This is a genomic window from Caballeronia cordobensis, assembly GCF_001544575.2.
Taxonomy (GTDB): Bacteria; Pseudomonadota; Gammaproteobacteria; order Burkholderiales; family Burkholderiaceae; genus Caballeronia; species Caballeronia cordobensis.
This window is the reverse complement of sequence record NZ_FCNY02000028.1, coordinates 34,397-52,096: the sequence shown is the minus strand read 5'-3', so window position 1 is coordinate 52,096 and position 17,700 is coordinate 34,397. Positions and strand designations below refer to the sequence as shown.

General features: G+C 65.3%; 13 protein-coding genes. 5 read left to right on the top strand and 8 right to left on the bottom strand.

The window, feature by feature from the left end:
* Positions 1–18: 18 nt before the first annotated feature.
* From AWB70_RS34105 to AWB70_RS34080, 6 genes are all read right to left on the bottom strand, one after another.
* Positions 19–495: a PaaI family thioesterase gene (locus AWB70_RS34105; RefSeq protein ID WP_053568136.1), complete on the bottom strand. Its 477-nt coding sequence runs from the start codon at positions 493–495 to the stop codon at positions 19–21.
* A 5-nt stretch (positions 496–500) separates the two neighbouring features.
* Positions 501–803, bottom strand: a complete 303-nt coding sequence (locus tag AWB70_RS34100; RefSeq protein WP_053568075.1) for a Dabb family protein — start codon at positions 801–803, stop codon at positions 501–503.
* 61 nt (positions 804–864) lie between these two features.
* A complete protein-coding gene (locus AWB70_RS34095) occupies positions 865–2,043 on the bottom strand; it encodes an acetyl-CoA C-acyltransferase (protein WP_053568074.1) in 1,179 nt (392 codons plus the stop codon).
* Entirely contained in the window at positions 2,040–2,681 is a 642-nt protein-coding gene (gene pncA / locus AWB70_RS34090) for a bifunctional nicotinamidase/pyrazinamidase (RefSeq protein WP_053568073.1), read from the bottom strand. Before pncA ends, AWB70_RS34095 begins: the two co-directional genes overlap by 4 nt.
* 1 nt (position 2,682) lies before the next feature.
* Positions 2,683–4,767 carry a 3-hydroxyacyl-CoA dehydrogenase NAD-binding domain-containing protein gene (locus AWB70_RS34085; RefSeq protein ID WP_053568072.1) on the bottom strand — a complete coding sequence of 695 codons (2,085 nt, stop codon included), beginning with the start codon at positions 4,765–4,767 and terminating at the stop codon, positions 2,683–2,685.
* A gap of 155 nt (positions 4,768–4,922) precedes the next feature.
* Positions 4,923–6,581 (bottom strand): 3-(methylthio)propionyl-CoA ligase, encoded by a 1,659-nt coding sequence (locus tag AWB70_RS34080; RefSeq protein ID WP_053568071.1) that lies wholly within the window; start codon positions 6,579–6,581, stop codon positions 4,923–4,925.
* A gap of 94 nt (positions 6,582–6,675) precedes the next feature.
* Here AWB70_RS34080 and AWB70_RS34075 point away from each other — a divergent pair, with 94 nt between their 5' ends.
* The 5 genes from AWB70_RS34075 (at position 6,676) to AWB70_RS34055 (ending at position 10,565) form a co-directional block, all read left to right on the top strand.
* Positions 6,676–8,268, top strand: a complete 1,593-nt coding sequence (locus AWB70_RS34075) for a protein adenylyltransferase SelO (protein WP_053568070.1) — start codon at positions 6,676–6,678, stop codon at positions 8,266–8,268.
* A 47-nt stretch (positions 8,269–8,315) separates the two neighbouring features.
* A complete protein-coding gene (gene msrB, locus AWB70_RS34070; RefSeq protein ID WP_014191295.1) occupies positions 8,316–8,732 on the top strand; it encodes a peptide-methionine (R)-S-oxide reductase MsrB in 417 nt (138 codons plus the stop codon).
* A 117-nt stretch (positions 8,733–8,849) separates the two neighbouring features.
* Positions 8,850–9,386: a septation protein A gene (locus AWB70_RS34065; RefSeq protein ID WP_014191294.1), complete on the top strand. Its 537-nt coding sequence runs from the start codon at positions 8,850–8,852 to the stop codon at positions 9,384–9,386.
* Positions 9,383–9,697, top strand: a complete 315-nt coding sequence (locus AWB70_RS34060) for a BolA family protein (protein ID WP_014191293.1) — start codon at positions 9,383–9,385, stop codon at positions 9,695–9,697. The genes AWB70_RS34065 and AWB70_RS34060 overlap by 4 nt, the downstream gene beginning before the upstream one ends.
* A gap of 85 nt (positions 9,698–9,782) precedes the next feature.
* Entirely contained in the window at positions 9,783–10,565 is a 783-nt protein-coding gene (locus AWB70_RS34055; RefSeq protein ID WP_014191292.1) for a peptidylprolyl isomerase, read from the top strand.
* A 58-nt stretch (positions 10,566–10,623) separates the two neighbouring features.
* Here AWB70_RS34055 and AWB70_RS34050 read toward each other — a convergent pair whose 3' ends face one another.
* Complete coding sequence (locus AWB70_RS34050) at positions 10,624–13,125, bottom strand: family 20 glycosylhydrolase (RefSeq protein WP_053568069.1); 2,502 nt, start codon at positions 13,123–13,125, stop codon at positions 10,624–10,626.
* A gap of 169 nt (positions 13,126–13,294) precedes the next feature.
* Complete coding sequence (gene purL / locus AWB70_RS34045; protein ID WP_053568068.1) at positions 13,295–17,326, bottom strand: phosphoribosylformylglycinamidine synthase; 4,032 nt, start codon at positions 17,324–17,326, stop codon at positions 13,295–13,297.
* Between the last annotated feature and the right edge of the window lie 374 nt (positions 17,327–17,700).

Genomic DNA, 17,700 nt, shown 5'->3' with positions numbered 1-17,700 from the left:
CTCCTTCGCAAAAATGGTTTAGGCGTCGCTCGGTCCGGGCATTGCCTTCGGATCGGAACGCATCTTCTGTTTGACGATGTCGCGCCCGACCGCGAGCCGCTTCATGTACTTGAACGTGCCGAGCGCTTTCGCGACGAAATGACCTTCGCTGTCGCGGATCTCGCCTTCGCAATAGGCCATCGTCGTCGAGCGGTGCAATACGCGCCCGTAACCGCGCAATTCGCCGCGCCCCGGCTGCATGAAGTTGACCTTCATCTCGACGGTCACGACGCCGATGCCGTCGCCCGCGATGCTGCGCGCCGCGAGCGCGAGCGCGCTGTCGAGCAGCGTCATGGTGACGCCGCCGTGCGCGATGCCCCACGTATTCATGTGCTCGTCGCGCAGCGGCATGCGCACTTCGCTTTCGCCGTCCTTCGCCTTGACGAGCACGACGCCGAGCGCGTCGATGAACGGGCTTTCGATGGACACGCCGCCTGCGGATTCGGAAGAGGACATCGTGCTCACACTTCGTAATCGACGCACTGACGTTCGTCGCGGATCGCCGCGACGAAGTCCTTCAGCGCCTGATGCTTCGGATGAACCTGATACGCTTCGAGCGCGGCTTTGTCGTCGAAATCGGAGACGAGCACGACGTCATACGTGCAGTCGAAACCCGGCTGCGCGGTGCCGACTTCGAAATGCCCCTGGCCCTTCACGATGCTGCGGCAGGTTTCCAGCTTCGCCTTCAGCTTCTCCGCGTTTTCCGCACGGCTCGCGCCCTCGGCGTTTTCTTTCAGCTTCCACATGACGATGTGACGTAGCACGGCGGCTCCTTCATTGCGAGTGAATCCCGAAGCGTAGCAAAAAACCTCGGATCGCAACGCCTCACACGATTTCGAAGAGCCCCGCCGCGCCTTGCCCGCCGCCGATGCACATCGTGACCACGACGAACTTCGCGCCGCGCCGCTTGCCTTCGATCAGCGCGTGGCCCGTCAGGCGCGCGCCCGACACGCCATACGGATGCCCGACCGCGATCGCGCCGCCGTTCACGTTGAGGCGCTCGTCGGGAATGCCGAGCTTGTCGCGGCAATAGAGCACCTGCACGGCGAAGGCTTCGTTCAGTTCCCACAGGTCGATATCGTCGACCGTGAGGCCCGCGCGCCGCAACAGCTTCGGCACCGCGAACACCGGGCCGATGCCCATTTCGTCCGGCTCGCAGCCCGCGACCGCGAAGCCCCGGAAAATGCCGAGCGGCTGCAAGCCCTGCTTTTCCGCGAGCGCCGCGTTCATCACCACGCACGCCGACGCGCCATCGGAGAACTGGCTCGCGTTGCCCGCCGTGACGACGCCGCCCGGCAGCGCCGTGCGAATCTTCGACACGCCTTCGAGCGTCGTGTCGGCGCGGATGCCTTCGTCGGCGGCGAGCGTGACTTCCTGCGTGAACATGCGGCCCGTCGCCTTGTCGGCGAGACCGGCGAGCACGGTGATCGGCACGATTTCGTCGGCGAACTTGCCGGCCGCCTGCGCCGCCGCCGCGCGCTGTTGCGAGCGCGCGCCGTACGCGTCCTGCCGCGCCTTCGAGATGTCGTAGCGCCGCGCGACGTTCTCGGCGGTTTGCAGCATCGACCAGTAGATTTCGGGCTTGTGCCGGGTAAGCCAGCCTTCGGTCAGCATGTGGCGGTTCATCTCGTTCTGCACGCACGAGATCGATTCGACGCCGCCCGCGACGAAGACATCGCCCTCGCCCGCCATCACGCGCTGCGCGGCGAGCGCGATCGTCTGCAGGCCCGACGCGCAGAAGCGGTTCACCGTCATGCCGGGCACGGAAGCCGGCAACCCCGCGCGCAAGGCGATCTGCCGCGCGATGTTCATGCCCGTCGCGCCTTCCGGATTCGCGCAGCCCATAATCACATCCTCGACGCGCCCAGGATCGATACCCGCGCGCTCGACGACCGCCTTCGTCACATGGCCGCCGAGCGTCGCGCCGTGCGTCATGTTCAGCGCGCCGCGCCAGGACTTGGCGAGCGCGGTGCGCGCCGTCGATACGATGACTGCATCGGTCATGTGGTCTCCCTTGCCTTCACGATGTTGTCAGACTGCACGCGCTTCACGCCGGCCGCGTGCATGTCTTGCCAGGCCTTGTCGAGCGAGCCGTTCAGATCGATCGCCCGGCACGCGTCTTCGATCACGGTGACCTCGAAGCCGGCGGCGCGCGCATCGAGCGCGGACCACGCGACGCAATAGTCGGTCGCGAGTCCCGCGAGCCACACGCGTGTCGCGCCGACATCGCGCAGATAGCCTTCGAGGCCGGTCGGCGTCACACGATCGGCTTCGACGAAGGCCGAATAGCTGTCCACTTGCTCGTGGTGCCCCTTGCGCACGACGAGCCGCGCGTGCGGCACGTGCAAGTCGCGATGCAGCGCCGCGCCTTCGGTGTCCTGCACGCAATGCACCGGCCACAGCACCTGTTCGCCGTAAGGCAGCGTCATCGTCTCGAACGGCTGGCGTCCCGCGTGATTCGCTGCGAACGACACGTGCGAACGCGGATGCCAGTCCTGCGTCAGCACGACATGCGAGAACGCGCGCGCGAGGCGATTGACCACGGGCACGACTTCGTCGCCGCGCGCGACGGCGAGCGCCCCGCCCGGCATGAAGTCATTCTGGATATCGACGACGAGGAGCACGTCTTCGACGGGTTTCATCTCAGTCATTGAAGCGTCCATTCGATGTAGCGAGTTCGGTCACGCGCGCGGACGGCTGCCACGCCTCGCCGTTGGCCTGTTTCGCGTATTGGCGGATCGCGCGCTCCACGTTGTAGAGGCCGATGGTGTCCGCGTAGAGCATCGGCCCGCCGCGCCATAGCGGAAAGCCATAGCCCGTCAGATAGACCATGTCGATATCCGACGCCTTCGCGGCGATGCCCTCTTCGAGAATCTTCGCGCCTTCGTTGACGAGCGCGAGCACGAGCCGCTCGACGATTTCCTCGTCGCCGATCCTGCGCCGCGCGATCCCGCGTTCGTTCGAATACGCGACGATCATCGCATCGACGGCCTGCGACGGCAGCGCCTCGCGTTTGCCGGCCTGATAGTCGTACCAGCCCGCGCCGGTCTTCTGCCCGAAGCGGCCCGCCTCGCACAGTGTGTCAGCGATGCCCGAATAGTGCAGAGCGGGCTGCTCGCGATAGCGGCGCTTGCGAATCGCCCAGCCGATGTCGTTGCCCGCGAGATCGCTCATGCGGAACGGGCCCATCGCAAAGCCAAACTTCTCGATCGCGCGATCGATCTGCGCCGGCAGCGCGCCTTCTTCGAGCATGAAAAGCGCCTGGCGAATGTATTGCTCGATCATGCGGTTGCCGATGAAGCCGTCGCACACGCCCGACACCACCGCCGTCTTGCGGATCTTCTTTGCGAGCTGCATGACGGTGGCGAGCACGTCCTTGCCGGTCTTTTCGCCGCGCACCACTTCGAGCAGCTTCATCACGTTGGCGGGGCTGAAAAAATGCATGCCGATGACATCGCCAGGGCGCTGCGTGAACGATGCGATGCGGTTCAGATCGAGCGTCGAGGTGTTCGATGCCAGAATCGCGCCCGGCTTCGCGCATTGATCGAGCTGACGAAACACGCTTTCCTTTACGCTCAGGTCCTCGAACACCGCTTCGATGATGAGATCGGCGTCGGCGAGATCGCCATAGACGAGCGTCGGCGTGATGAGCGCCATGCGCGCTTCGGCTTGTTCCCGCGTGAGCTTGCCCTTTGCGGCCTGCGCTTCGTAATGGCCGCGAATCGTGGCGAGGCCGCGGTCGAGCGCCTCCTGCTTCGTTTCGAGCAGCGTGACGGGAAGGCCCGCGTTGAGGAAGGTCATCGCGATGCCGCCGCCCATCGTGCCCGCGCCGACCACGCCCACGCGAGCGATCGTCCTGACCGGTGTGCCCGGCGGCACGTCGGCGATCTTGCCCGCCGCGCGTTCGCCGAAGAACGCGTGACGCAGCGCGCGGCTTTCCGACGTCTGCACGAGCGAGAGAAAGCATTCGCACTCGAAAGCGAGACCGCGTTCGAAGCCTTCCTTCACGCCCTTCTCGATCGCGTCGATGCACTTGTGCGGCGCCGGGAAATGCTTCGCGGCGGCCGCGACGCCATTCCTCGCGAACTGAATGAAACCCTCGGCGTTCGGATGCTCGATCTTGCGATCGCGGACTTTCGGATGCTCGCTGCCCTTGTCGGCGGCCTGGCTGGCGAGCGACAGCGCGGCTTCAAGCAGATCACCCTCGGCGAGTTCGTCGAAGAGCCCGGTTTGCGCGAGCTTTTCGGACAGAACCGGCGTGCCCGACACGATCATGTTCAGCGCCATCTCCAGCCCGACCACGCGCGGCAAGCGCTGCGTGCCGCCCGCGCCGGGCAAGAGCCCGAGCTTCACTTCCGGCAGCGCGATCTGCGCGCCGGGCGACGCGACGCGGTAATGCGCGCCGAGCGCGAGTTCGAGACCGCCGCCCATCGCGACGGCGTGAATCGCCGCGACCACGGGCTTCGCGCTGGCTTCGAGCGCCTTGATCACGGTGGTAAGCGTCGGCTCCTGCGTGGCTTTCGGCGTGTTGAATTCGGTGATGTCCGCGCCGCCCGAAAACGCCTTGCCCGCGCCGATGATGACGATGGCGCGCACGTTTTCATCACCATTCGCGCGCCCGATGCCTTCGACGATGCCGAGGCGCGTCGAATGCCCGAGCCCGTTGACGGGCGGATTGTCGAGCGTGATGACGGCCACGCCGCCGCGGATCGTGTAGTCCACTGCCATGAAGGTGTCTCCTGTCGACCGATACCGGATTTATAGCGGGATCGAAGCAGAATACACAAAAAAGAACGATCGTTCAAATACCGCGGAAACAAGGCGAAAAAAGAAAAACCCCGGCGCCGCGCGAACGGGCCGGGGTCTTTCGAAGCGAAGAAAGTTCAAGCGGGATTTTCGGCGGCGTTCGGCAACACATACTCCCGATACAACTCCCGCAGCCTGACCTTCTGCAGCTTCCCCGTCGCGGTATGCGGCAGTTCGTCGGCGAACACGACATCGTCCGGAATCCACCACTTCGCCACCTTGCCCTCGAAGTGGGCGAGCAGTTCTTCGCGCGTGAGGGTCGCGTCCGGCTTCAGCACCGCCACGATCAACGGCCGCTCGGTCCACTTCGGATGCGCGCACGCAATGCACGCCGCTTCCGCGACCTGCGGATGCGACACCGCGATGTTCTCCAGATCGATCGAGCTGATCCACTCGCCGCCGGACTTGATCACGTCCTTGCTGCGGTCGGTAATCTGCATGAAGCCGTCCGGATCGATGGTCGCGACATCGCCCGTCGGGAACCAGCCGTCGACGAGCGGCGAATCGTCGCGACGGAAATAGCGGTCGATGACCCACGGACCGCGCACGTACAGATCGCCGAACGACTTGCCGTCCCAGGGCAGCTCGCGGCCGTCGTCGCCGACGACTTTCATGTCGACGCCGAATATCGCGTGACCCTGTTTCTCCAGCGAATGGCGCTGCGCGTCGAGCGGACGCTGCTTCTGCTTGAACGACAGCCGCGAGAGCGTGCCGAGCGGCGACATCTCCGTCATGCCCCACGCGTGAATCACCTGCACGCCGTAGTCTTCCTCGAAGGTGCGCAGCATCGCGGGCGGGCACGCGGAGCCGCCGATCACCGTGCGCTTCAACGTCGAAAAACGCGCGTCGTGCTGCTTCATGTGAGCGAGCAGGCCCATCCAGACGGTCGGCACGCCGGCCGAATAAGTGACGCCTTCGGCCTCCATCAACTCGTAGAGCGACTTGCCGTCGAGGTCCTTGCCGGGAAACACGAGCTTCGCGCCGACGAGCGGCGCCGCGTGCGGGATGCCCCACGCGTTGACATGGAACATCGGCACGACAGGCAGGATCGCATCGCTCGACGACGCGCCCATCGCATCGGGCAGTGCCGCGCCGTACGCGTGCGGCACCGTCGAGCGATGCGAATACAGCGCGCCCTTCGGATTGCCCGTCGTACCGGAGGTGTAGCAGAGAAACGAGGCCTGCCGCTCGTCGAGCATCGGCCATTCGTAGTTGCCGTCGTGCGCGCCGATGAGCGTCTCGTAGCTCAGCACCGGCACACTGAGGTTCGACAGATGTTCATCGATGCACGCGGCGTCGCCAAGCGCGATCCAGCCTTTCACGTTCGGACACTGCGGCGCGACGAGCTCGACGAGCGGAGCGAACGTCATGTCGAAGAAGACGTAGGCGTCTTCCGCGTGATCGATGATGAACGCGATCTGATCGGGAAAGAGCCGCGGGTTGATCGTATGGCAGACGGCGCCCATGCCCGAGACGCCGTAATAGCATTCCAGATGTCTGTAGCCGTTCCATGCGAGCGTGCCGACGCGCTCGCCCTCTTCGACGCCCAGCGCGCTCAGGGCCTGCGCGAGTTGCTTCGCGCGCTTTTCGCAATCGCGATACGTGTAACGGTGGATGTCGCCTTCGATGCGGCGCGACACGATCTCGTTGTCGCCGAAGTGACGCGAAGCATGAGACAGCAGGGACGACGCGAGCAGCGGTAATTCCATCATCTGGCCGTAGAGCGGCGACGTCATAAGCGATGATCTCCGTGGTGTCGAGCGACGTGTGGCGCTCCTGCAGGCCCGCGGGCGCGGAATTACAATATCGTTTAACTCAGAGGCGCTCAACATGTCGTTTTCCCCAAGCAATGCCGTGCGCGCGGCGCGCGACGAGACGCCCGCCGGCGCGCGTTCCATGAACGAAATCGCCAGCGCGATACGCATCGGCCAGCCCGGTTCGTTTGCCGCGCTCGGCACCGCTTTCCTGACCCGTTTACCCGCCGCGCCGGTCGAAGATCCCTACCTCGTCGGGCTTTCGCGCGAGACCGCCGAATCGCTCGGCTTCGATTCCGACGTCGCGACGGGTGCCGAAAAGCATGCATTCGCCGCGTACTTCGCCGGCAATCCGACGCGCGACTGGCCGGCCGATTCGCTGTCCTATGCCGCCGTGTATTCGGGCCATCAGTTCGGCGTCTGGGCGGGGCAACTCGGCGACGGCCGCGCGCTCACGCTCGGCGAGGTAGAGCGCGATGGCGAGCGCCTCGAAGTGCAGCTCAAGGGCGCGGGGCGCACGCCCTATTCGCGCATGGGCGACGGCCGCGCGGTGCTGCGTTCGTCGATCCGCGAGTTTCTCTGCTCGGAGGCGATGCACCATCTCGGCATCCCGACGACGCGCGCGCTCGCCGTCATCGGCGCCGATCTGCCGGTGCGCCGCGAGACCATCGAGACGGCCGCGATCGTCACGCGCGTCGCGCCGAGCTTCGTGCGCTTCGGGCACTTCGAGCATTTTTATTCGAACGACCGCGTCGAGGATTTGCGCAAGCTCGCCGATCACGTGATCGACCGCTTCTATCCGCATTGCAGAAACGCCGAGGATCCATACCTCGCGCTGCTCGACGAAGCCGTGCGCACGACGGCCGATCTGATGGCGCAATGGCAAGGCGTCGGCTTCTGTCACGGCGTGATGAATACCGACAACATGTCGATCCTCGGCCTCACGATCGATTACGGCCCGTTCGGCTTCATGGACGCGTTCAACGCGCATCACGTCTGCAATCACTCGGATACGCAGGGGCGCTATTCCTACGGCCGCCAGCCGCAGGTCGCGTACTGGAACCTCTTTTGTCTCGCGCAGGCGCTCGTGCCGCTCTTCGGCGCGAATCTGCCGGAAGAAGGCCGCGCCGAACGCGTCGTCGAGGAGGCGCAGAAAGTGCTCGAAGGCTACAAAGAGCGTTTCGGGCCGGCGCTCGTCGCGACGATGCGCGCGAAGCTCGGCCTCGCCACCGAACTCGAAGGCGACGACAAGCTCGCCAACGGGCTCTTCGAAATCATGCACGCGAATCGCGCGGACTTCACGCTGACGTTCCGGAACCTCTCGAAGCTCTCGAAGTCCCACGCGAGCGGCGACGCCCCCGTGCGCGATCTCTTTCTCGACCGCGCCGCGTTCGATGCGTGGGCCGCGCTTTATCGCGAGCGCCTCGCGCACGAACCGCGCGACGACGCGGCGCGCGCGGCGGCGATGAATCGCGTGAATCCGAAGTACGTGCTGCGCAATCATCTGGCGGAACAGGCGATCCGCCGGGCGAACGAAAAGGATTTCTCGGAAGTGGCGCGCCTCCTGGACGTGCTGCGCCGCCCCTTCGACGAGCAGCCGGAAAACGAGGCCTACGCCGGCCTGCCGCCCGACTGGGCGGGCGCACTGGAAGTGAGTTGTTCTTCCTAGCATCGCCCTCATATACGAGGCCTTCGAGGCCAGAAAAGGACCGACAGATGAGCAAAGACGACACCCCGACCAGCTATCCGCTGCAGAAAGACGACGCGACGTATCGCCGCGAGCTCGACGACATGCAGTATCAGGTCACGCGCCACGCGGTGACCGAGCGCCCCTTCACCGGCAAATACTGGGATCACGACGAGCGCGGCATCTACGACTGCGTGTGTTGCGGCACGCCGCTTTTCGAGTCCGACACGAAATTCGACGCCGGTTGCGGCTGGCCGAGCTATTTCAAGCCGATCAACGGCGAGGTGATCCAGGAGAAGACCGACCGCACGCACGGCATGCTGCGCATCGAAGTGCTGTGCAAGAACTGCGGCGCGCATCTCGGCCATGTGTTCGAGGACGGCCCCGCCCCGACCGGTTTGCGGTATTGCATCAACTCGGCTGCGCTACAATTCGAACCCAAGTAAGCGCCAGGTCCGCGTCACGCCGTACCTGAAACGTCGCACCGGCGCCCGCCGCTTCTCGCGGGCGCTTTTTTCGTCGCGCGCCCGCCGTCATCCGATGCCCATCACGTCCGCACGCCAATGAAATTTCTGTTCGATCTGTTTCCGATCATTCTCTTTTTCGTCGCATTCAAGGTGTGGGGCATCTACACCGCGACGGCCGTGGCGATCGCGGCGACGCTCGTGCAGATCGCGTGGGTGGCGTTCCGGCATCGCAAGGTCGATCCGATGCTGTGGGTGAGCCTCGGCGTGGTCGTCGTGTTCGGCGGCGCGACGCTCGTGCTGCACAACGACACCTTCATCAAATGGAAGCCGACCGCGCTTTACTGGCTGTTCGCGTTCGCGCTGATCGTCGCGCAGCTCGGCTTCAGAAAGAACCTGATCGAAGCGATGATGGGCAAGCAGATCGTCCTGCCGCATCGCGTGTGGGGACAATTGAACGTGGCGTGGGCGGTGTTTTTCGCGCTGCTCGGCATCGTGAATCTGTTCGTCGCGTATAACTTCACGACGGACCAGTGGGTGAACTTCAAGCTCTTCGGCGCGACGGGCTGTCTCGTCCTGTTCATCGTCGCGCAGAGCTTCTGGCTCGCGAAATACATGAAGGAGGACGGACAATGAGCGCATCGTTCGATTTCACGAGCGCATCGGCGGCGGAAAAGATCGCGCATCTCGAAGCCCGCCTGAACGCGGCGCTCGCACCGCAATCCGTGCATATCGACGACGACAGCGCCGCGCACGCCGGCCATGCGGGCGCGGCCTCGGGCAGCCACTACACGGTGACGATCGTCGCCGATTGCTTTGCCGGCCGCGCGCGCGTGGCCCGGCATCGACTCGTGTATGATGCGCTGGCTGAGGAATTGCGACGCGGCGTGCACGCGCTCGCGATCCGGGCTTACACGCCGCAGGAGTTCGCAGAACAATTCGAATAGACGCGCGGTTCCGTGTGTTCATCCGCCCTCTTGCCTCTTGAATCTCGCCTGTAAAGGCGTCCGTTTGCTCAGTTAGGAACCTCCGATGACTTTGAAAAAAACCCGCGTCTGGGTGTTGCTGGCTGCATTCGCGGCTGCGCCCGCGTTTGCGCAAAACATCGCCGTCGTGAACGGCACGCCGATTCCCACGTCGCGCGCCGATGCGCTCGTCAAGCAGCTCGTCGCACAAGGTCAGCAGGATTCGCCGCAGCTTCAGCAGGCGGTGCGCGAGGAACTCATCAACCGCGAAATCCTGATGCAGGAAGCCGCGCGCGAAGGCATTCCGACGCGCCCCGACGTGAAGGCTCAGATCGCCGTGGCGCAGCAGACCGTGGTGCTGCGCGCGCTGATCGAAGACTTCGTGAACAAGAACAAGCCGACCGACGCCGAAATAAAGGCGCGCTATGACCAGCTCGTCAAGCAGAACGGCGGCGGCAAGGAACTGCATCTGCATCACATCCTCGTCGACAACGAAGCGCAGGCGAAGGATCTGATCGCGAAGATCAAGGGCGGCGCGAGCTTCGAGGATCTCGCCAAGCAATATTCGAAGGACCCGGGATCGGGCAAGAACGGCGGCGATCTCGACTGGTCCTCGCCTTCCGCGTATGTGCCGGAATTCGGCGCGGCCGCCGAGAAGCTCAAGAAGGGCGAAGTGACGCCCGAGCCGGTGAAGACGCAGTTCGGCTACCACGTCATCCGTCTGGACGATTCCCGCGAGATCGCCCCGCCGCCGCTCGATCAGGTGAAGGCGCAGATTTCGCAGCAGATCCAGCAGGAGAAGCTGCAGACGTTCGAGGAAGGCCTGCGCAGCAAGGCGGTGATCAAGTAAGTTTTTTCTGTAGCTGGTCACGCAAAGCCGCCCTCGGGCGGCTTTTCTCATTGCGCGGTCAACTCCCCGCGCCCTCGCGCATGACGGCTCCCGCGCGCTTGAGCTTGGCCAGCTCGCGGTTCTGCACCACGCTCGCGAACCCCGCCCAATCCCGCGCGAGTGCGGCTTTATCGACCTTGTCGGTGTCGCCGAGCTTGTAGCGCTCGCCATCCCGATACGGCCGCTCCCACTCCGCCCGGTGCCACGCGCGTTCCGCAAGCGCCAGAAGACGCGGATAGACCATGTATTCGAACTGCGGGTCCGTGCGCATCACTTCAGCCCACGCCTGCCCCTGAATGCCTTCGATGTGCGGTGCCGGGCCCGCGCTCGTCACCTCGAACGGCTTGCCATCACGATCGGCCATGATTTCGGCGTTTTGCGGCAGATTGTCCGGCGCGAGCGAGAACGTCTTGAAGCTGTCGGTGCCGTGCGAGCCCCAGTAATAGCCGCGTTCGCGCTGATCGAAGGCATACGGGAAGTCGAAGTACAAATAGTCCGGCAGCGCGAGCACCGTCTTGTAGCCCTGCCCGCTCAGCGCCTGCACGGTGTCCGACGCGCCCCAGAAAATCGTGTCCCACATCGTGACCATCGTGTTCGATGTCGCGAAATCCTGCGGGCCCTTAGCGTGCTTGATGCCGTCCTGCCAGGCGGCCATCGTGCCGATGCCGTTGTTGCGCACGATCTGGCTCACCTGGCGCGCGAACATCGACGGCAGTTCGTCGACGGAAGCCGCCTTGCCCGACGCGATCAGCGCCGCGCATTGCGGCGAGCGGCCCCACGGCTTGTCCTGCGCCGCGAGATTGACGTGGCCCTTGCCGGGGTCCGTGCCGTCGAGCGGCTGGAAGCCCGCGCCGAGCAGAATGTTCTTGGCTTCGTCGCCGCCGAAGTGCCACACGGAGAGCGGCGCGCCGGCCTCGCGATGCATCGCCGCGATTTCGCCGATGACCTTCGACGCGAAGCGCTGCGCGCCATCCCCGCACGGATTGATGAAGCTGCGCCGATCGTAGAACTGGACCGTCGTCGCGTTGGAGGTATCGGCGGGATCCAGCAGACGGTAGGCGTTCGCGCCGGTCTTGTCGCCTTTCGCGCTCAGACGCTGAAACCGCGCTTCCATCGAGACGACCGCGGCGCGCGCGTGGCCGGGCATGTCGATCTCCGGGATGATCTCGACGAAGCGGTCCGCCGCATAACGCACGAGCGCCACGTAGTCGGCGCGGCTCAGATAGCCACCGCCCGAGCGATTGTCCGGGCCGGAGGCGAGCTGCGGCACGAGGCAGCGCGTTTCGGTGAGATCGTGGCAACGCTTCGCGCCGATATCGGTGAGTTCGGGCAGGCCGGGAATCTCGATACGCCAGCCTTCGTCGTCGGACAGATGCAAATGCAGGCGATTGAGCTTGTACGCGCCCATCTGGTCGATGAGGCGGCGCAGCGTCGCGGGCTGGCGGAAGTTGCGCGCGACATCGACGTGCATGCCGCGATGCGTATAGCGCGGCGCGTCTTCGATCGTCATCGCCGGAACGTTGCCGCCGCCCGCGGGCGTGAGTGACAGGAGCGTCTGCGCGCCGTAGAAGAGTCCGGCGGCGTCGAACGCGTCGATGTTTGCGCCGCCCTGTGCGATCGTCAGGCGATAGCCGCCCGCGCGTGCGATATCGGTGGGCAGCGAGCCGCCCGCGATCTGTCCGTTCACGCGCAGGGCCGCGCCGGTGAGACCGAGCGTCGCCGCGCGTGCTTCGAGCGCCGCGCGTTGCGACGACGTCAGGCCGGACCTCGACAACTCGATGCCGCCGATCTGCGCCACGCCTTCATTGGGCGTCGAGCGCAAAACGGCCGGCAGCGCGCGCGCCGCGACTTGCTGCGCCGACGGCAGCGCGGCCTCGGCCCGAGCGCGTTGCACTTGCGCGGGCGTCGCGGCGAACGCGGCGGCGTCGTCGGCGCTTGGCGGAATACGGTCGACGTAGCGGGTTTCGTCGTCGGTATCGTTGTGCTTGAGGATGGCGGGCGCCGCGTTGCCGTCGGCGACGACATACGCGCGCGGCAGCAGATCGCTATAGCGCTGGTACCAGTATTCGCCGACGAACGGCACTTCGATGCGCTCGCCCGCGCCAAGGGTGAACGCACCCGCGCGTGGCGTCAGCGCGTAGAGATCGCCCGTGATGTGCTTCCACGCGAACGCGGGATGCTCGACCATCAGAATGCGCCGGATGCTGTGCACATACAGCGTCCAGCCGCCCGCGGCGATGCTGCGTCCGCCGTCGTTTTCCAGAATCAGCTTGCCGCGCGCGCAACTCGCCCAGTCCGCGCCGAGGTCCGCGCAGTTCGTGCCGGATTTCGCGGCGTCGTTGGTGTCGATTGCGACGCGCACCATCAGGTTGTCGCCGAGCAAGGCCGCGCGCGCTACCGGCGACAGATTCGCCGAGTCCGAATCGGAACTGCCGCCGCACGCCGTCAGCAGGCACGAGACCGCGACGGTCATGCTCGATAAAATTAGCTTAGCTAAGTAATTTGATAATACTTGTTTCATGTCTCCTCCGGGTGCCGCCGCCGATCGCGGCGTGTCGCGGACTATACCCGGAACTTACGGGCGCATTATTTTGGGATATGTGTCGACTGGCAGCAACGATATCGCCCGCGCAAAACAAAACACCCCGAAGCGCTCACTTCGGGGTGTTTGCATGAAACGACAACCGCGATCAGCCGAGGAAGCGTCGCGCGTTCTGGAACACGCGCAGCCACGGGCTGCCGTCGGTGGTCCAGTCCTCGGGCGTCCAGCTCATCTGCACGTTGCGATGCACGCGCTCCATGTGCGGCATCAGCACGGTGAAGCGGCCATCGGGCGTCGTCACGGACGTGATGCCCTGCGGCGAGCCGTTCGGATTGAACGGATACTGCTCCGTCGCGTTGCCGCGATGATCGACGTAACGCATCGCGACGAGCGCCTTCGCCGGATCGCCCTGTTGCGAGAAGTCCGCGAAGCCTTCGCCGTGCGCGACCGCGACCGGAATGCGCGAGCCTTCCATGCCGGCGAAGAACATCGACGGCGAGCTTTGCACTTCGACCAGCGAGAAGCGCGCTTCGAACTGCTCCGACTTGTTGCGCGTGAACTTCGGCCAGTTTTCCGCGCCGGGAATCATCGACGCGAGGCTCGACATCATCTGGCAGCCGTTGCAGATGCCGAGCGCGAACGTGTCCGGACGCGCGAAGAACGCGGCGAACATGTCGGCGAGTTGCGCGTTGAAGCGGATCGTCTTCGCCCAGCCTTCGCCCGCGCCCAGCACGTCGCCGTAAGAGAAGCCGCCGCATGCCACCGCGCCCGCGAAATCGGCGAGCGTCGCGCGGCCTTCGAGCAGGTCGCTCATGTGGACGTCGTGCGCGTCGAAGCCGGCGCGATCGAACGCATAGGCCGTTTCCAGATGCGAGTTCACGCCCTGCTCGCGCAGGATCGCGACGCGCGGACGCTTGTTCGTCGCAATGAACGGCGCGGCCACGTCTTCGGCGGGATCGAACGTCAGCGCGGGCGAAATGCCGGGATCGGCCGCGTCCAGCAGCGCCTCGTATTCGGCATCGGCGCATGCGGGGTTGTCGCGCAGCCGCGCAATGCGCCAGCTCACCTCGCTCCACGCGCGATGCAGATCGACACGCGGCGCATCGAAAATCTTCTTCGCGTCGCGATAAATCTCGATCGCGCCGCTCTCGTTGGGCTTGCCGATCACATGCGAGCACGCCGACAAGCCGTGTTCGCGCAGCGCGACGAGCACCGCATCGCGGTCGGCGCCGCGCACCTGAATCACCGCGCCGAGCTCTTCCGAGAACAGCGCGCGGATCGTGCGATCGTCGCGGCGGCCGCTCGTCTGCTTCGCCCAGTCCTTCGCGTCGCCGTAATCGGATTCGTGTTCGGCGTCGAGCGTCAGCATGTCGACGTTCAGCGACACGCCCACATGGCCCGCGAACGCCATCTCGCATACGGTCGCCCAGAGGCCGCCGTCCGAACGGTCGTGGTACGCGAGCAGCTTGTCGTCGGCGTTGAGCGCCTGAATCGCAGCGAAGAAGCGCTTCAGGTCTTCGGCATCGTCCACGTCGGGCACCGCGTCGCCGACCTGCTGCGTGACTTGCGCGAGGATGCTGCCGCCCATGCGATTGCGTCCGCGTCCGAGATCGATCGCGATGAGCACCGTGTTCGTGTCCTGGACGAGCTGCGGCGTCAGATGACGGCGCACGTCTTCGACCGGCGCGAACGCGCTGATGATGAGCGACACCGGCGAGACGACTTCCTTCGCCACGCCGTCCTGCCACTTGGTGCGCATCGACAGCGAATCCTTGCCGACCGGAATGCTGATGCCGAGCGCCGGACACAGTTCCATGCCGATCGCCTTCACGGTGTCATACAGCGCGGCGTCTTCGCCCGCGCTGCCGCACGCGGCCATCCAGTTCGCGGAAAGCTTCAGCTTGTTCAGCGATTCGATCGGCGCGGACGCGATGTTCGTCACCGCTTCGCCCACCGCCATGCGGCCGGACGCGGGCGCGTCGATGACGGCGAGCGGCGTGCGCTCGGCCATCGTCATGGCTTCGCCGCGAAAACCGGCGTAGTCCATCGTCGTGACCGCGCAATCGGCGACGGGCACCTGCCACGGACCGACGAACTGGTCGCGCGCGGTCGTGCCGCCGACCGAGCGATCGCCGATCGTGATAAGGAACGACTTGCTCGCGACCGTAGGATGCTTCAGCACATCGACCGCGACTTCCGACAGCGCGAGGCCCGTCACATCGACGGCTTCGAAGCGCTCGGCTTCGCGCTTCACGTCGCGATGCATCTTGGGCGGCTTGCCGAGCAGCACGTCCATCGGCATATCGACGGGTTCCTGGCCTTCGTTGGCGTCGTCGATCAGTTTCAACTGACGCTCTTCCGTCGCGACGCCGACCACCGCCACCGGGCAGCGCTCGCGTTCGCAGATCGCCTGGAACGCGGGCAGATCGTTCGGGGAAATCGCCAGCACGTAGCGTTCTTGCGCTTCGTTCGACCAGATTTCGCGCGGCGACAGTCCGCTCTCTTCGAGTTGCACCTTGCGCAGTTCGAAGCGCGCGCCTTTGCCCGCGCCATCGACGAGTTCCGGGAACGCGTTCGAAATGCCGCCCGCGCCGACGTCGTGGATCGACAGGATCGGATTGCCCTCGCCCATCTGCCAGCAAGTGTTGATCACTTCTTGCGCGCGGCGCTGGATTTCCGGATTGCCGCGCTGCACCGAATCGAAATCGAGCTCGGCGGTATTCGCGCCGGTCGCCATCGACGACGCCGCGCCCCCGCCCATGCCGATGCGCATGCCCGGCCCCCCGATCTGGATCAACAGCGTGCCCGCCGGCAGATCGTTCTTGTGCGTGTGCTGGTCCGAAATATTGCCGATGCCGCCCGCGATCATGATCGGCTTGTGATAGCCGCGCACGCGTCCCGCGACGTTCTGCTCGTAGGTGCGGAAATAGCCGCCGAGGTTCGGGCGGCCGAATTCGTTGTTGAATGCCGCAGCGCCGATCGGCCCGTCGATCATGATCTGCAACGGCGATGCGATCCGCTCGGGCTTTCCATACGGCTCATGTGTTTCGGACGGATTGCGCGTGGCCAGAGGCACGGCGGAGTCGCGGGCGTTTTCCCATTTCTCGCGCGCATCGGGCAAATCGAGGTTCGACACCGTGAAGCCCGCGAGGCCGGCCTTCGGACGCGCGCCGCGGCCCGTCGCGCCTTCGTCGCGGATTTCGCCGCCGGAGCCGGTCGCCGCGCCCGCGAACGGCGAGATCGCGGTCGGGTGATTGTGCGTTTCGACCTTCATCAGCGTGTGGGTCATTTCGACGTGCCGCTGATAGTGCTCGCCCTCGCCGCGCGGGAACCAGCGCTCGGCCACGCTGCCCTGCATGATCGCCGAATTGTCCGAATACGCGACGATCGTGCCGGCGTGATTCAGCTTCTCCGTATTGCGGATCATCTGGAACAGCGACATGTCCTGCTTCTCGCCGTCGATGGTCCATTCGCCGTTGAAGATCTTGTGGCGGCAGTGTTCGCTGTTCGCCTGCGCGAACATCATCAGTTCGACGTCGGTCGGATTGCGCTTCAAGGCTTCGAACGCGCTCACCAGATAGTCGATCTCGTCGTCCGCGAGCGCGAGGCCGAGTTCGGTGTTCGCCGCTTCGAGCGCACCGCGGCCCGCGCCGATGATATCGACCGTCTGCAAGGGCTTGGCCGGGAGTTCATCGAACAGATGCAGGGCCGAATCGCGCGACGCCGCGACGCTTTCGGTCATGCGGTCGTGCAAGACAGAGGCGACTTGCGTGCGCGCTTCGTCCGAGAGCGCCTTCTTGCCGCCCAGAAAGCCGCTCTTCATGATGACCGAGTACTCGACGCCGCGCTCGATGCGCCGCACCCTGTCGAGCCCGCAATGATGCGCGATGTCGGTTGCCTTGCTCGCCCACGGCGAAACGGTGCCGAAGCGCGGCACGACCATGAAGGTCTCGACATGGCCGCGCTCTTTCGATTCGTCGAACGGCGCGCCGTAATGCATCAGCGCCTCGATGCGGCTCGTGTCCTCGTCCGTGAGCGGCTCGGTCGAGTTGACGAAATGCAGGAACTGACCGCGCACGCCGACGATATTCGCGTCGATGCGGGCGAGTTTTTCGAGCAGGCGGGTCTGACGGAAATCGGAGAGGGCCGAAGCGCCGGGGAAACACGAGAAGTGGGCCATTGTGACGGTGCGTCGATGACGTCTGTGTGCCGCTCGCGCGACGCTCGCTTCGCAGAATTCGGAAAATCGGATTCGAGCACGCAATACGGCGGGAGGCGAAAGGAAGACCGCGATTATAACCCGGATGCGCGTCTCGAAATCGGGTCGGAGGCTCGCCCTGGGCGCGGCGCGGCGGCGGCCGGGCGTCACGCGCCGCGCCGTTGCGCATCCCGAAATAGCGCGGCGGCGAGTCGGCCGCCCGATCCGCAGCCGGTTCGGGCGGCGCGCGGCGTGCGGCACACGGTCCCCCGCAAACGAATTTGGCGCTATCATGGCGCGCTTTCTCCGGGTACGGCGCGCGCCGCGTCAGGCCGTTCGCCCGTCGTTTCATCGTC

What these genes read in the sequence shown, in the direction of transcription:
- AWB70_RS34105 (WP_053568136.1), bottom strand. Translation starts at nt 495, where the DNA reads ATGTCCTCTTCCGAATCCGCAGGCGGCGTGTCCATCGAAAGCCCGTTC.
- AWB70_RS34095 (WP_053568074.1), bottom strand. Translation starts at nt 2,043, where the DNA reads ATGACCGATGCAGTCATCGTATCGACGGCGCGCACCGCGCTCGCCAAG.
- pncA (WP_053568073.1), bottom strand. Translation starts at nt 2,681, where the DNA reads ATGAAACCCGTCGAAGACGTGCTCCTCGTCGTCGATATCCAGAATGAC.
- AWB70_RS34085 (WP_053568072.1), bottom strand. Translation starts at nt 4,767, where the DNA reads ATGGCAGTGGACTACACGATCCGCGGCGGCGTGGCCGTCATCACGCTC.
- AWB70_RS34080 (WP_053568071.1), bottom strand. Translation starts at nt 6,581, where the DNA reads ATGACGTCGCCGCTCTACGGCCAGATGATGGAATTACCGCTGCTCGCG.
- AWB70_RS34075 (WP_053568070.1), top strand. Translation starts at nt 6,676, where the DNA reads ATGTCGTTTTCCCCAAGCAATGCCGTGCGCGCGGCGCGCGACGAGACG.
- msrB (WP_014191295.1), top strand. Translation starts at nt 8,316, where the DNA reads ATGAGCAAAGACGACACCCCGACCAGCTATCCGCTGCAGAAAGACGAC.
- AWB70_RS34065 (WP_014191294.1), top strand. Translation starts at nt 8,850, where the DNA reads ATGAAATTTCTGTTCGATCTGTTTCCGATCATTCTCTTTTTCGTCGCA.
- AWB70_RS34060 (WP_014191293.1), top strand. Translation starts at nt 9,383, where the DNA reads ATGAGCGCATCGTTCGATTTCACGAGCGCATCGGCGGCGGAAAAGATC.
- AWB70_RS34055 (WP_014191292.1), top strand. Translation starts at nt 9,783, where the DNA reads ATGACTTTGAAAAAAACCCGCGTCTGGGTGTTGCTGGCTGCATTCGCG.
- AWB70_RS34050 (WP_053568069.1), bottom strand. Translation starts at nt 13,125, where the DNA reads ATGAAACAAGTATTATCAAATTACTTAGCTAAGCTAATTTTATCGAGC.
- purL (WP_053568068.1), bottom strand. Translation starts at nt 17,326, where the DNA reads ATGGCCCACTTCTCGTGTTTCCCCGGCGCTTCGGCCCTCTCCGATTTC.